Origin of the sequence: Christiangramia sp., from assembly GCF_029937855.1 — a bacterium.
Classification (GTDB): Bacteria; Bacteroidota; Bacteroidia; order Flavobacteriales; family Flavobacteriaceae; genus Christiangramia.
Genome location: NZ_JAPYPC010000051.1, coordinates 1 through 14,195, shown reverse-complemented (window position 1 = coordinate 14,195; position 14,195 = coordinate 1). Strand labels below are relative to the sequence as shown.

Below are 14,195 nucleotides of genomic sequence, written 5' to 3'. Positions count from 1 at the left end.
GTGATGATAAGTCTTGTTTAACCAAAATGCAGGAATATGGCGTAAAGAGAATCCCCTCGGTGGCAGTTGATGGTAAATTGCTTGAATGCTGTACAAACAATGAGATCAGTAAAGAAAAGCTTATCGAAGCAGGAATAGGAAAAGCCAGTTAAGAAAATCTTCGTACTGAAATAAAAACCTGAAACTTTTTTATGGCAGCCGAAATGGCTGCCATTTTTATTATTAACCAAATTAAGATGTTAAATCTTTATTAATCGGCTTGCCTACCCCCCGGGCTATGAGTCGATATTTGAAAAGAGGTTCGGCTCTTAATCTTTTATTTCTGATTTCCGAGCAAATCAGGAAGTAACTAAAACCATTTAAATTATGAAACCATTAAGTTCAGAAATGCAAAAATGTATCGATGATTGCAACGCCTGCATTACTGCGGCGAGAATTTGCCTTGACCAACATTTGGGGGAACCCGACATGAAACAATGCCACGAATTTTGTCTGGATTGTATTGCTTTATGCACAGCCTGTGTTCAACTACTTGCAAGCCAGTCTGATTACTCAAAACGCCTATGTGCTATTTGTGCGGACTTATGTAAGGCCTGTGCGGATGAATGTGCAAAGTTTGACAGTGAAGTTTGCCAGCAATGCGCAGAAAAATGCAATGCCTGTGCCGAGAGCTGTAAAAAAATGGCAGCTTAAAAAACAGTTGTAGGATTTTTTTTTCCAAAAGGAGCGGCTAAAAAGCTGCTCCTTTTTTTAATAAGGAAGCTAACATTAGGATACCACCCCAGGTTGGATTTTATGTTTGACATCTTTGTAACTGTGAGATGGCAGTTTATTCAAGAAGCCAAATAAATATAACAGCTTTAAAATTCCCAGTAAAAATAATACAGAGTAATGGACAATCCCAATTCAAATAAACCATTAAAAACCATTTTTCCACCCCTGGTCATGGCAGCGGGCCTAATATTTTTTCAGGCGTATATGATAGCGCCACTTATTCCCAAACTGGCAACTATTTTTAATGTTTCAGAACAGCGGATTGGTCTTATAGTACCCGCTTATATGCTGGCTTATGGAGTTTCAGTACTTTTTTATGGCCTCCTATCCGATAAATTTGGAAGAAAACGCATACTTCAAATATCCCTACTGGCTTTTATTTTATTAACAGGGATAACCGCCCTGGTGCAATCGGCTTCACAACTCATACTGTTACGATTGCTCACGGGTTTAGGGGCAAGCGGCGTGGTGCCAATGTCCCTGGCCCTTGTAGGAGATATGTTTAAACCTTCGGAAAGGGGGAGGCCCATGGGACTTTTATTTGCCGCTATGGAAGGAGGAATGGCTTTAGGTTCCACCGCCGGGGTAATGCTGGAACCTTATACAGGCTGGCGTATGTTATTTTTGGCTACTGCACTCTTAGCCGCTTTGGCATTGTGGATACAGGTAGCCCGAATGGGCTGGAAACGGCTACCTCATAAATCCGGCCATACTTCATTAAAAAACATGTTAGGTGGGTTTTACAGGCTACTTGCTTTCCCCCGGGGGCTAAGGACCTATTTATTCGTATTCTGGAATGGGATCTTCCATTCAGGTATTTATACCTGGTTAGGGGTCTATTTTGTGCAAAAATATGATCTGGGAACTATTGAAATTGGTTTGGCGATTCTTGGTTATGGCTTACCAGGATTTTTCTTTGGTTCCCTTATAGGGCGCACAGCCGATAGCCGGGGACGTTATCCGATTATTTTAATAGGTTTGGCAACAGCGGCCATAGCAACAGCCAGTCTCGCTCTGGAAATACCCGTTTTTGTTGCCGCCCTTGCAGTCACCTTGATTTCTTTGGGATACGACCTCACGCAACCTTTATTTGCCGGTATAGTAACCGAATTGGGCGGTAAAAAACAGGGTGGACAAGCAATGGGACTCAACGTTTTTGCATTGTTTACAGGTTTTGGACTTGGGAGCTTATTGTTTGGGGTACTATTGAAATTAGGGTTAGATCAGGCGTTAATTATTTTTGCGGGTGTACAGGTAGTATTTACGATTGTAGCCGCTAATCTTTTAAAGACAGAAATAAAATTATCAACTAAATGATAAAATACAAAATCCATTTCGGTTCTGCTAAGGCCATAAACTTACTAAGGTGGAGCATTGGCATAATTTTCATCTGGTTTGGGATGGTTAAATTTTTTGTTGGGCTGAGCCCGGCCGAAAATTTGGCTTCCTCAACCATTTGTACCCTCACCGGCCAATTCTTTGCACAAGGAGGTTGTATGCCTGTATTGGCTACTTTTGAAAGCCTTATTGGCATATGCTTGTTATCGGGGAAGTTTTTGAAATGGGCTTTAGGCTTACTTTTCCTGCATATGTTAGGAACTTTTTCAACCTTCTTCATTTTTCCCGAACAAATGTTTTCCCATTTCCCATTTGTATTAACCATGAAAGGTCAGTATGTAATAAAAAATATAATCATACTGGCAGCAGTGATCGGTATTTGGAACTCAACAAGAAAAATGGTGTCCATAAGGGATGATCCCAAAAAATAGAATGTGCTGCAAACAATTTTTTAAAGCCTAGTTTAAATATAAAATTTTTAGCCTATGAGAACTACAGAAGAAGTATTAAAAAATCATCTAGAACTTTCTAAAAAGGGATCTATAGAAGATGACCTGCAGAAAAACTTTTCCAAAAGCTTGATCCTGCTTACCACGCACGGTATTTACAAAGGACATGCAGGACTAAAGGAACTGAATAAAATGCTGATCAGAGATTTTCCGAAAGCAGAATTTAACTATACCAATTTTCTTTTTCAAGATGAAATAGCATTTCTGGAATGGACTGCAAATTCAGACAATTCACAAATAGATGACGGTGCAGATTCCTACATAGTACGCAATGGGCTGATAATTGCCCAAACCATTCATTACACTATCCGAAAGAAAAAATGAAAGAAGAATGTTCCAGATTTTTAGAAGGTTAAGCAGTAGGATTTTTTTAAAGAAAAAAAATAAAATCTTATTTGGTTACCACCCCCCTGCTGTCCCTAATTTTGACATAGTTAATTTTTAAAAATGAATAATAATATAATAGGATTACATAAAGAATTATTGGCGGTATTGTTAACCGGAACGACCCTTGTGTTTTCTGGGAATCCCGCAAGCGCTATGGAGCAGGAAAATAAAAATCAGGTTGAATTTAAAACTCAAAAAGAGATGACGGCAAAAACCCTACACTTAAAAATCAAAGGCATGCATTGCCAGTCCGGTTGTGCCAATGGTATCGATGCGATGCTGAAGGAACAAAAAGGCATTATAAAAAGTGAGACAAGTTTTGATAAAAGTTACTCGATTATTGAATATGATCCAAACCAGATTTCAGAAGAAAAAATACTCTCCCTTATTAAAGACCGCGGGTTTGAAGTGGAAGTTATAACCGAAAAGGCGACTTCTGTAAACTCATAGATATCCCTTTTTAAAAAACAATAAAGATGTTTGCTAAAATAAAAGAAGACTTCGTAAGTATAGGATCCCTTTTTACCTCGGTTTCCACCTTACTGTGTTGCGCCCTGCCTTCGCTATTGGTTGCTTTGGGAATGGGAGCGGTGGTGGCGGGATTGGCTTCTGACCTGCCCTGGCTCATCACCATGAGCAAATATAAAGACTGGACCTTCCTGATTGCCGGGATTATGATAGGCTTTAACTTCTGGTTGTTCTACGGAAGAAAACGGCAGCAGAGCTGTGAAATAGATGAAGACGGAAATGAAACGGCCTGTGATACAGCAGCTAAATGGAGCAAAGGGATCTTATGGTTTTCCTTTGTGTTATATCTTTTTGGACTTTTTGCAGCCTATTTACTTTTTCCCATTCAAAAATTTTTAGAATTATAATATAATTAAAATGAAAAAATATTTTTTGATCCTGGGTATAGGATTATTGACACTGTATCAAGTAAAAGCCCAGGGACATGGCCCTATTTATGGTTTGCAGACGCCCACCCTGGCGAAAGGCGGTATAAACATGAACGCTGCCGGAATGAGCATAGCGACCGAAGACGAAGCCTCTTATATGCTTCGGTATACATTTTTCTATGGCATTACGGAAGATTTACAGGTTACCTTTACCACTCCTACTGTGATTGAACGTCTGGAAAATGCTCCACGAACGCGTGGAAATAGTATGATGCCTTCCAATGGAGATATCGAGGCTGCTTTGTGGTATCGTTTTTTTTCAAATGCTTTTGGGGTAGGAAAGAGGTTTGAATCCACAGCAATTTTAGGTGTATCTGCCCCTACTGAGGATGTTCGCGGACAGGTGAATGTAGGGAACTCTATTCATGGCGCCATTTCTACGGGATATGCCTCACGTACGTGGTACGCCTGGTTAGGTGGCGGTTACCAATATTATTTTGAAAAGGACAACCAGCAATTAGGCGATTTACCCTATGCAAGCATGGTGATAGGTTATCGTCCCAATATCTTTATGGGGGATTACCCTAAACCTGACTGGCGGATATTTGTAGAATCATTGGCCGAATTTCCCGGAGATAATAAAGTTAACGGACAATTTTTTTCTACGGATGAACGAAGTAAAAAAGTATTGGTTGGTCCTTCTATTTTAGGACTTGCCGGGCCCTGGGGAATTTCCTTCGGGGCATTGTTCCCGGTGGTTCAGGATCTAATACCGAATACGCACCGTGAAAAGTACCGGGTATCATTGAACATAAGTTATTGGTTATAACGGATATTAAAGGAGAATTTTAAACATAAAAAAGAGTAAAATGAAAAGAATAGCATTAATTATCGTAGTGGCAGTGTTTGGGACCATAAGTTCCAATGCCCAAATCACCAAAGTAGATCAGGAAGTTTTTGGAATGGATTGTGCACCTTGTGCCTATGGCCTTGAACGCGGGCTTAAAAAAATGGATGGGCTGGAAAAGGTAAGGGTGAGTTTAAATGATGGTAAAGCTTATCTTGAACTTTCGGAAAATAATAGTTTAAGTCTTAAACAAATCCAGGAGGAAGTCAAGAAAAATGGTTTTTCCGCCAAAAAAGCTGAAGTAGTCATAGAGGGAAAATTAATTAAGAAGAATAATAATTTTCAACTCCATACTGAAACTGAAACTTACAGTCTTTCTGGCGATCTGGTATCAGAACTAAAACCTGGAAAGATAAAACTTAAAGGAATTGTTCAGGACGAGGAAGATGACGATTTACCCAGTCATTGGAAAATAAATATCATCCGGATTTTTTAGCAATTTATAGCTAACATAAAGAAATATAATTAATGGTAGACTCTTTTTACAGCCCGCTATATTTTTTTTAGGTATAGAAGATTCCTTCAAGGCGACCATCTTATGCACACAAGAAATTTTACAAACTCACTTTATAAAGCGCTGTTTGATATATGATCATGAAAACTTTTAAATAGCGATTTTTAAAAATTACTCCTCTAGAATTTAAATAAAGAACTGGATTTTAATATCGTCTATAAACTTTGCTAGGATGAAATTACAAAATTCCTGTATTTTTGAAGGGAACCTAATAAATCCAATCCCATGAAATCAATGAAATTTATAATTTTTATTCTATTTTTAACAACCCTTTTTATTGGTTGTTCAAATAATGATGACCAGGAAGATCTGGTAGTCGCTGAAGTTAGTGTCAACAATTCTGTATTATTTGATGACACCAGTGATTTTGATGGTGACATTGATGGAGATTTTACCGGCAATGGAGGATCTACTACCAGAACCTTTACCTGGAATAATTCTGAACCTACGGCAGATTATAATGCCGATATCACCGCTACTGCCAATGGTTCTTTTAGAATGGTTGTTAGGGACGCCAACAATAATTCTGTTCTTGACCGGTCTTTGTCGGGTGCATCTGAGCCAGATTCATTTTCAGGTGTTACTCAAACTGGAACACCAGGAATATGGTCTGTAACTATCACGTTAACCAATTTTAAAGGTGATGGAAGCTTTTCTTTGAGTGAAGGAAATTAATTTGCTTTTTTAAACAGATCTCTTGAAACTTCAAGAGGCCTTTTTGGTTATAATTGTGAGCAACCATATATTTCTTTTAATCATTCAACCTTTGCTTCAAATTATCAATATCTGAGGATATTTTGGAATCAATTACCTGGGCATAAATCTGGGTAGTGGAAATTTTATGAGGTCCTAGCAACTTGGAAACTGTTTCTAAAGGTACGCCATTGGCCAAGGTTACTGTAGCACCAAAAGTATCTCTAGCAGTATGAAAGCCTAAATTTTTTCTGATTTTTACTTCTTTAGCGATTTCCTTGAAATAAATAGGCAAGCCCGGTTATAACAGGCAAAACAAATATATAGCCATTCAATTGCAAGCTTGGCTTTTTCAGTTCGTAGTTTAATTATTTAGGGTTCCCAATTTTAGAACCATGCTCAGTTTAATATGACCTTTAAATCAAAATTTATTCGAAAATAAAGAGTTTAAAAAAAATCAAACTAAACACTTTTCGACGTTATCTTACCGTTCTAAAATAATAAAATCTGAGACCAGTAATAAATAATATTAAGGGAACAAACCCGGAAATAAAAACAAAAATTCTCCCCAGCATGCCTGCCATTTCTCCAATATGGATCGGATAAAATTGTGCTGCTATTTTTTCACTAATGGGATCACTGTCAAAAGAGGTTACATAATTAACTTTACCATTTTGATTTACTTTTAATTCCTTGGTTTTTCTAAGACCCGGTTTTATAAATCGGTTTTTAATATATCTAAATCGATACTCTTCATTTCCGTCTTGTGGAAAATAAATTGCCCGGAGTGCATATTGGTTGTCTGGAGTCTTCAATAAATGTAATATATTAAACTTGGTATCTACTAGGATCTCTTTTTTAGGTTCTATATTACCCATAAAACTATCCATTAACTTTAAACCGTCCTTATAGTAGCTGTGGTAAGTAAAATATCCACCAGAAAGAGCCATTACAACCAAAGGAAGGAAAAAAATTATTCCAAGTGACTTATGTACATCGTAGTTAAATCTTTTTTTATTTCGTTTCCATTTAATTTTGACTCCCTTTTTAAAATTTGATTTATACTTTTTCCACCATAGAAATAAACCGGAGGTAAGAAGAAATAAGCAAAATATAATGGCACTACCACCCACAATGTATTTGCCAATCTTTGGAATTCCAAGAGTTCGATGGATCTTCAGTAAATCTTCAAAAAATTTTATGGAAGCTGATTTTTTTCCTAAAGGTACTCCCGTCTCCGGATGATAATAAAGGGTTTGACCATTCTTATAAAGAATGGAAACCGTCTCCTGCTCTCGATAAGGTAGGAGTATCTTTGCTATAGTATCTTTCTGACTCCTATAAAGTTCTGAGGTAGTTTTTAATAATGTCTTTTCCGAAAGAGTATTAGTGGATTCCGTTTGTAGTAAGCGTTGATTTAAGGCCGACATTATTTCCGGCTGCCATACATACATGGAACCAGTAAGACCTGAAATGGATGCCAAAACCCCACATGTTATTCCTAAAAAAAGATGTACTTTCTTAACTATGTTTGAAAATGCTTTCAAGCAATAAATTTTAGTGTAAAATGGTAGTCGTTACTTCTGAATATCAATTCTTAATAACGACTACCACCCCTTTTAAAAATTATAAGTTACACCAAGACGGGCATTCGCTCCCTCCCCAGCTGTAGTAAAAGACCTTAATGGCGCCGCCCATTGAGATCTTGCCGGTAAATAATACTCGTTAAGAAGGTTATTGATACCCAAGAAAACATCAATATTACTCTTAATTTGGTAGGTGGCCGTTAGATTTACCAGGGTATATCCATTTACAGGAAATTCCGTATGCCTAAAAGCATAATTTCCTTCCCCATCCTGAAAAGGAGAAAACCTGTTTCGATCTCCTAAACTCATAACATTCAATGAAGTATTAAACTGTTCTGTTGGCTTCCAGGTAACATAGGCCGTTAATTTTGGAGCAGAAATGACATCACCACCAACATAACTTAAATTATTTTCATCATCGTTTGGGTTTTTAAGCCCTTCCACATACGAATAAGAAGTCCCAATAAGTAGTTTATTGCTTGGGAGAGCATAATCTATTGCTACCTCTCCACCGAATATTTTCTGAGGTTGTTCAGAAGGTATAAACGAGTTTAGTTCATCACTAAATACAACACCAGTACCTAAATTAGAGGTGCTGTAATATCCTACCGCCTCTAAACGAAGATTATTAAATTTTGAAATAAACCCGAATTCATAGTTATTGGTAACCGCGGGCTCCAGTTGAATGTTGTCTATACTTTCAGCTCTTGCAGATCTTAAAATGGAACCTAAATCAGCTATGGAGAAACCCTGGGAATAGCTAATGTAGGGAATGAATTCCTGATGTTCAATATACCGGACTCCCATATTAAATGCCAGATTATCGAACGCTAGCTCTCCGCCCTGAACGGAGACCGAAGGATTAAAGTTACCATCTCCTTTAGGTGAATAGGGAAGTGTATTATAATTGGCAATATCCATTTTCAAATCATCGTATCGTAATCCAGCTTTAAGCGTCCATTTTTTATCTAGTTTTAAAGTGGTTTGTAAATACGGTGCTACACCCATAAGTTCAATATTTGGAACCCAGAGCCTTCCATCCAACAGCCCCTGATTAGTCTTATCTCGTAAAAGATCCAGTCCATAGATCAGAGATATATTCATATCGCCAGACGGGCTGAACTGAGTATTAAAATTAGGTCTTAAGCCATACTTTTCTGAATTGATCACGGATTGCCCTCCTCCTTCGAATTTATCGGAATAAAAGAAAATACTTTTGGCTTTGGAATAATATAGATCAGTTTCAAAATCTGTAGTACCGGAGAAAATATTATTTAGATTATATTTTATCCTCCCATTTACCAATTCGGAACCAGTTGGCTTCTGTCCAGGAATTGATCCTTCGATACCATAACCGGGTTCCAACGAGTAGTCTCCTTCTTCATTAAACACCTGAATATTTGCAAGAACTGGAATAAAGGGAGAATCCTGAAGGGATTTATAAAGATTCCCGTTAATAGTTATTTTTTGATTAGAAGAAAGGAGATATTCCAGTTTACCATACGTACTGTAAATATCGGTATTATCAAACCCATAGGTGGGTAGTAATGGTGTGCCCTCCGCATCGTATTTATTCCCGGTATGTTCTATACTTCCGCTTACATAGTAACTAAGCTTATTAAGTTGTCCGGAAAATGATTGGTATACTCCGTATCCCAGAGCATCTTCGGTACTTGAAAGTTGGGATGTTCCCCAAATATTAGTAGTGCCACTCAAATTTTCTGAAGTGGTAGGATTCTTAGTGATGTAATTGATAAAGCCGCCATTCCCGCCATTTCCAAATATTGAAGTAGCTCCTTTGATTACTTCGACTCTGCTTATATCGTTAGGATTAATACTTTTAATTCCCAATTGTCCGTTTCGTAGCGGTGTTGATTGAGGGATTCCATCAACCATAACCAGTAATGATCTACCCCTTAATGTTTGTCCCCAATTCGAAAATGTTCCTGTACTTACAGCAAGACCGGGCACTGTATATGCTAGAATCTCATTAATATTGGAGGATATCTTAGTGAATTCCCGAAGCTTTTCTGAGTTCACCACCGTAACAGAAGCTGGGATTTCTGAAAGATATTCCGGGTTCCGGCTCGCAGAAATTACCACTTCATCCAAACTGCCGTATGTTTCCTGCAGGTTTACATTATAGGTTGTTAAGGAATCTGGTTTAACTTCTATCATTTGCTCTATAGTTTGGTACCCCAACATTTTGACCGTTACCCTCCAGTTTCCAGGGGGAATTTCTTGGAGTTTATATAACCCTTCAAAATTTGTAGTAGTTCCTTTTTGTAATTCCTCGATATAAACGGAGGCACCTGCCATAGGTCCATTTGTTTCATTTTTAATTTCACCTTTTAATCCAGATTGGGAGAAAGCAGAGAGGCTAAAGGCCATTAAAGCCAGAAAAGTAAAGTATTTCATTATTCTTATTTAGATTTATTAAAAATAATTACAAATATAGAAGCCCCTTTTAATTACACAAAGAAAATTTGATTTTTTTAAATGGCGTGGAGTGGAGTGATCACAGCCCTCTTAAAGATAATTAATAGATTATTTTTTGATTTAATCTGATGTTTAAAGCAATTTTTTATTCAAAAAAAGATTGCTTTAAAAAATATGATACTAAGAAACAACTAAAGTTAACATTCTATCCCTTTGTCAGTTTTTAATCGTTTCATTATGAAATGCTAAAATCCTATTATTTAACAATACCTGTTATCTGCGATGGATTTGTGGGCGGATGTATTTTTAATTATGATTTACAAATAGAGCAATTGGATTCACCAATTAATTTGCCATCTTTATCAAACTCGTATTTACAACATTCATTGAATTTTTGTTTTAAAATATCTTTAGCTCTTCGTATTCTAGCCTTGACATTTGTAAGACTTATTTCTAACATTTCAGCCGCTTCCTTTTGCTTTAGTCCTTTGATATAAATCAATTCAATTATCTTTTTATAAATATCTGGTAGTTCATATACGAATTTATCAAAACAGCATATTGACTGATATTTTTCTAAAGCAGTTTCATTCTGTAAATTAACACTCGGTAAATAAACAGATTCTTTATTGAAGTAGTTTGCTATCTCGTTTCGAGCAATTTGAAAAATCCAGGCTCTTACTTTTTCATCATTCTCAAGTTGATGTAATTTTTTATGGATTTTTAAAAATGTATTTTGAAAAATATCATTTGTAGCACTTTCATTTTTAACTTTTTTGAGAATAAAGAAGAATAACTCTTCATTGAAATTGTTCCAAACTTTTTGAGTCTCCATAGTTCAAAAATAAATAAAGGTTAGCTTTTAAACCAACCTTTATTCAATTCAGCAACAATCGCACTTACCACATTCACAGCTTGTACAAGGGCAATTGTTTTCTAAACAATTTCTGCAATTACATTTAGTGCAATCACAATTAGTGCATTTACAATCATTCATACTTATAAATTTTATACTTTACTAAGGAGACCTTTAAATCTCTAAAAAGATACATTTAAATTGAATTTTCTTTTAAAATATGACCGCAGACTCATTTTACCCATGATATTTTTCCACAAATCAAGAATGAAGGAAAAGAAATACAATACGTAATAAGAAGCATTTTATTGATCAAGCTTTGCACCTGGAAACATTTTCTCAACTTGTCTAAAAACTGAGATAATTTTAAGCCTTCTGTTTAGAAATATTGTAATTAGCAAGTAAGATAAAACTAATCATGCTACCCCAAGCAGCCCATTCCATTAGTTAAAACTGCATATCATTCTTAAAAATAGGTACTAAAACCCAGGTACCAGGTAGCCGTTTTTGTGGCTGGATTATTTAAAATGTCATTCTGCCACTGATAACGATAATTCAACCTTAAAACCGTTGCAGGAGACGGTCTAAAACTAATAGAAGGAGTAACCGCAATTAAATCATCCCCTATATTTGTATTAGTTTGAGTGAAGTTACCAATATTAAAATCTACATAATCTGTCCTTGCGGAGACGTTTAAGGATGCATTTTCCCAACCAAACATTTTCTTTTGCAACACTGGTTGAACTACATCCAGAAAAAATCCTGCTTGTTTATCTCCAAACTGTTGCGTAAATGTTTTTGGCACATCCACCCACACATAAGCACCTTCTCCAACAATATAAGTGCCGGTTGATTCAATAGTAGTGCTAAGATCGATAGCGAAGACATCCACCCTCCTATTCTTTTCATCTATCTGTAGTCCATCTTCCATTACTCGATTGTATGTACCGCCCATATAAGAAAAACCAACCTCACCTATATTTCTATTTCCAATAGCGAGTTTTGTAGTAATTAAAGGGTCACCGCTGAAATTTTCTTCAAAACGCTCTTCATTTTCTTTAACGGATGAAAGAGAGGTTCGATCTTTTGAATTATTAATTATACTATTGTCAAATCCATTTGAGAGGTATGCTTCATATCCGATAATCCAATCTCCAGTATTTGTTTTACCATACATTCCAAAACCTGCATTAGAAAAAGTGGCGGGTAGTAATTTTACTGCCACATCAGGTCTTTCTACAAACTCCCATTTAGGACCATCGTGATTTTGATTAAAAGCACCGATTGGATTCAAGATTATTCCACCTCGTAAATTGAGAAGAGGATCAAAGGAGATATCCATAGCAGCAAATTCTATGGCAATCTCTTTACCTCCCTCTTCAAACTCTACTTCCGTTAAAAATTTAATTCTTTTGTTAATTGAGGCAGACAGAAATAATGTTAAACGTCGTGCTTGAAAAGATAATCCTTCTGTCAATCCATCTTCCACTGCATATATCGAATTGGCTTCAAGATATCCCCCAATAGATACCGGAGCTTTATTTATTGTTAGAGCTGGTCGATTGTATACCGCATCCATGTTAAGTTGAGTATCTGTTGTATCTGACTTCGTTCTTTTAAGTATATCATCCTCGTTTTGGGCTATTAAATTTCCACTGAGGGTGAACAATATTAAGGTAATGATCAAATAATTAGGAGAATAAAATATAGATGTTTTCATCGTCTGTTTTCGTTGGAAATGTTTTTAGTTTTTGTTCAGCAGGTCCTTGTAATACGGTTCCTTCATTGGAAAATTGGCTTCCATGGCAAGGACAACTATAGATACCCCCACCAACATTAAGCTCGCACCCTCGATGAGTGCATTTTAGTAAGGAAGCTATATAGTCTTCACCAACTTTATATAGACAAATAGGGAATCTGTATTTGTTATTTTGTATAAGGACAAACTCTCTTTTAGACACCTTGTTATTTTTTTCAAGAATAAACTCATGCTTCGCTATGGTTATCTTATCTACCTCTTCCTTTGCTGTAGCATAGTAAATTCCACTGCATGAATGTAAAAAACCTAAACTTGGTATTGTTATAGCAACAGAGGAAAGGGTTTGGATAAATTTTTTTCTTTTCATCATAATGAATTTATAAATTCAAGTAGTTGCTTTTTTTCCTGATCCGATAGGGCATTGAACTCATCCCTTGAATTTTTGGCTTCACCGCCATGCATCAAAATGGCTTCCTCAATACTTCTTGCCCTGCCATCATGTAAAAGAAACAAACCTCCTCCTTGTGAGTTTTCAGAAAGGCCAATTCCCCATAGCGGAGGGGTTCTCCATTCGGATGTTTCAGCAAAACCTTCGGTATATCCATCGTCCAGACCAGGACCCATATCATGAAGTAGTAAATCTGTATAGGGATGAAATTCTTTATTAGATAGTGCTTCGATAGGCGAATATCCCGTTTTCATGCTTGGGGTATGGCAGGCAGCACATTGAATTCGGGAAAAAATTTGTTTGCCAGATACAACATCAGGATCATTTTGATTTCGAGGTATCGGAGCTTTTAAGGTTTTTAAATAAAAAACCACCTCGTTAACTACCTGAGTACTGATTTCCGGGTCCTCTTCCAGCCCGCTATAAGGATCTATAGGTTCAAATAATGATGTAATACCTATATCTTGATTATACGCACCTACTGTTTGATGCAATAAGTCATAACTAATTGCCTTTTTACCAAACCTAAAAATATATTTACCTCCACGTGAAATACTATTTGGCCGAATTTGAACATATTCAGGAGGATATGCGAAATGAGCTCTACCACTTATTCCGTCGCCATTCTCATCATAAGGATCGGCTAGAGAAAGTATACTTTCATCTGGAACAGCATCCAAAAAACCTAATCCTGTGACCGCAGGCGCAACCAAGGTTGTGAAGGGTGCACCTGGAGGTAGCTTTTCAGGCTGAAACCCCTGAATTGCTTTATTCTGTAATTGATTTTTACCATCCCCAAAGTCTGCAAAAGGATTTCCTAAAGTATCACTTTGACCGAATCTTATAAATTGATTAAACGGGTGACCTTTACCATCCCCAGAATGACAACTAACACAGCTAGTACCTACGAAAACGGGGCCGAGTCCAGTTTCTGCAGTAAATACTTCATCATTGAACGCTATATCCCCATTCAAGAACTGAATCTGTTCTTCGATTGATAATCCTTCTACAGGCCCATCAAGAAGTTCATTTTCCTTTGGAGGAACAGGACCATATTCATCAGCCAATTTTTCGCAGGATGTAAAAAAA

14 protein-coding genes and 1 pseudogene are annotated in these 14,195 nt (G+C 36.7%); 8 read left to right on the top strand and 7 right to left on the bottom strand.

All coding sequences use genetic code 11. The annotated features are described in order from the left end of the window. The first annotated feature begins 891 nt into the window (after nucleotides 1–891). The 8 genes from Q1K34_RS17320 to Q1K34_RS17285 all read left to right on the top strand — a co-directional run bounded on the left by Q1K34_RS17320 (nucleotide 892) and on the right by Q1K34_RS17285 (nucleotide 6,000). On the top strand, nucleotides 892–2,091 hold the full coding sequence (locus tag Q1K34_RS17320) for an MFS transporter (protein WP_300441809.1): 1,200 nt from the start codon (nucleotides 892–894) through the stop codon (nucleotides 2,089–2,091). Continuing rightward, on the top strand, nucleotides 2,088–2,543 hold the full coding sequence (locus tag Q1K34_RS17315) for a doxx family protein (RefSeq protein ID WP_300441806.1): 456 nt from the start codon (nucleotides 2,088–2,090) through the stop codon (nucleotides 2,541–2,543). The genes Q1K34_RS17320 and Q1K34_RS17315 overlap by 4 nt, the downstream gene beginning before the upstream one ends. Before the next feature lie 54 nt (nucleotides 2,544–2,597). Continuing rightward, complete coding sequence (locus Q1K34_RS17310; RefSeq protein WP_300441804.1) at nucleotides 2,598–2,945, top strand: nuclear transport factor 2 family protein; 348 nt, start codon at nucleotides 2,598–2,600, stop codon at nucleotides 2,943–2,945. A gap of 123 nt (nucleotides 2,946–3,068) precedes the next feature. Continuing rightward, a complete protein-coding gene (locus tag Q1K34_RS17305) occupies nucleotides 3,069–3,458 on the top strand; it encodes a heavy-metal-associated domain-containing protein (RefSeq protein WP_300441802.1) in 390 nt (129 codons plus the stop codon). A 26-nt stretch (nucleotides 3,459–3,484) separates the two neighbouring features. Then, on the top strand, nucleotides 3,485–3,883 hold the full coding sequence (locus Q1K34_RS17300; RefSeq protein WP_300441799.1) for a hypothetical protein: 399 nt from the start codon (nucleotides 3,485–3,487) through the stop codon (nucleotides 3,881–3,883). A gap of 10 nt (nucleotides 3,884–3,893) precedes the next feature. Next, entirely contained in the window at nucleotides 3,894–4,733 is an 840-nt protein-coding gene (locus Q1K34_RS17295; protein WP_300441796.1) for a hypothetical protein, read from the top strand. A 40-nt stretch (nucleotides 4,734–4,773) separates the two neighbouring features. Then, the gene (locus Q1K34_RS17290) at nucleotides 4,774–5,247 is read left to right on the top strand and encodes a heavy metal-associated domain-containing protein (protein WP_300441793.1); all 474 of its coding nucleotides are present in this window, start codon (nucleotides 4,774–4,776) and stop codon (nucleotides 5,245–5,247) included. A gap of 303 nt (nucleotides 5,248–5,550) precedes the next feature. Continuing rightward, a complete protein-coding gene (locus Q1K34_RS17285) occupies nucleotides 5,551–6,000 on the top strand; it encodes a hypothetical protein (protein ID WP_300441790.1) in 450 nt (149 codons plus the stop codon). Between the two features lie 76 nt (nucleotides 6,001–6,076). Here the strand turns inward: Q1K34_RS17285 and Q1K34_RS17280 are convergent. The 7 genes and pseudogenes from Q1K34_RS17280 to Q1K34_RS17250 all read right to left on the bottom strand — a co-directional run. Beyond that, a pseudogene (locus tag Q1K34_RS17280) lies at nucleotides 6,077–6,304 on the bottom strand (tyrosine-type recombinase/integrase); the annotation flags it as partial. A gap of 193 nt (nucleotides 6,305–6,497) precedes the next feature. After that, nucleotides 6,498–7,565, bottom strand: a complete 1,068-nt coding sequence (locus Q1K34_RS17275) for a PepSY-associated TM helix domain-containing protein (RefSeq protein ID WP_300441788.1) — start codon at nucleotides 7,563–7,565, stop codon at nucleotides 6,498–6,500. A gap of 72 nt (nucleotides 7,566–7,637) precedes the next feature. Continuing rightward, complete coding sequence (locus Q1K34_RS17270; protein ID WP_300441785.1) at nucleotides 7,638–10,022, bottom strand: TonB-dependent receptor; 2,385 nt, start codon at nucleotides 10,020–10,022, stop codon at nucleotides 7,638–7,640. Nucleotides 10,023–10,353: 331 nt separating this feature from the next. Continuing rightward, the gene (locus tag Q1K34_RS17265; RefSeq protein ID WP_300441782.1) at nucleotides 10,354–10,878 is read right to left on the bottom strand and encodes a sigma-70 family RNA polymerase sigma factor; all 525 of its coding nucleotides are present in this window, start codon (nucleotides 10,876–10,878) and stop codon (nucleotides 10,354–10,356) included. Between the two features lie 487 nt (nucleotides 10,879–11,365). After that, on the bottom strand, nucleotides 11,366–12,619 hold the full coding sequence (locus Q1K34_RS17260) for a hypothetical protein (RefSeq protein WP_011709199.1): 1,254 nt from the start codon (nucleotides 12,617–12,619) through the stop codon (nucleotides 11,366–11,368). Continuing rightward, nucleotides 12,591–13,028, bottom strand: a complete 438-nt coding sequence (locus tag Q1K34_RS17255) for a ubiquinol-cytochrome c reductase iron-sulfur subunit (protein WP_011709198.1) — start codon at nucleotides 13,026–13,028, stop codon at nucleotides 12,591–12,593. The genes Q1K34_RS17260 and Q1K34_RS17255 overlap by 29 nt, the downstream gene beginning before the upstream one ends. Continuing rightward, nucleotides 13,025–14,195, bottom strand: a 1,171-nt coding sequence (locus tag Q1K34_RS17250) for a di-heme oxidoredictase family protein (RefSeq protein WP_300441776.1), incomplete at its 5' end; no start/stop codon positions are given. The genes Q1K34_RS17255 and Q1K34_RS17250, both read right to left, overlap by 4 nt.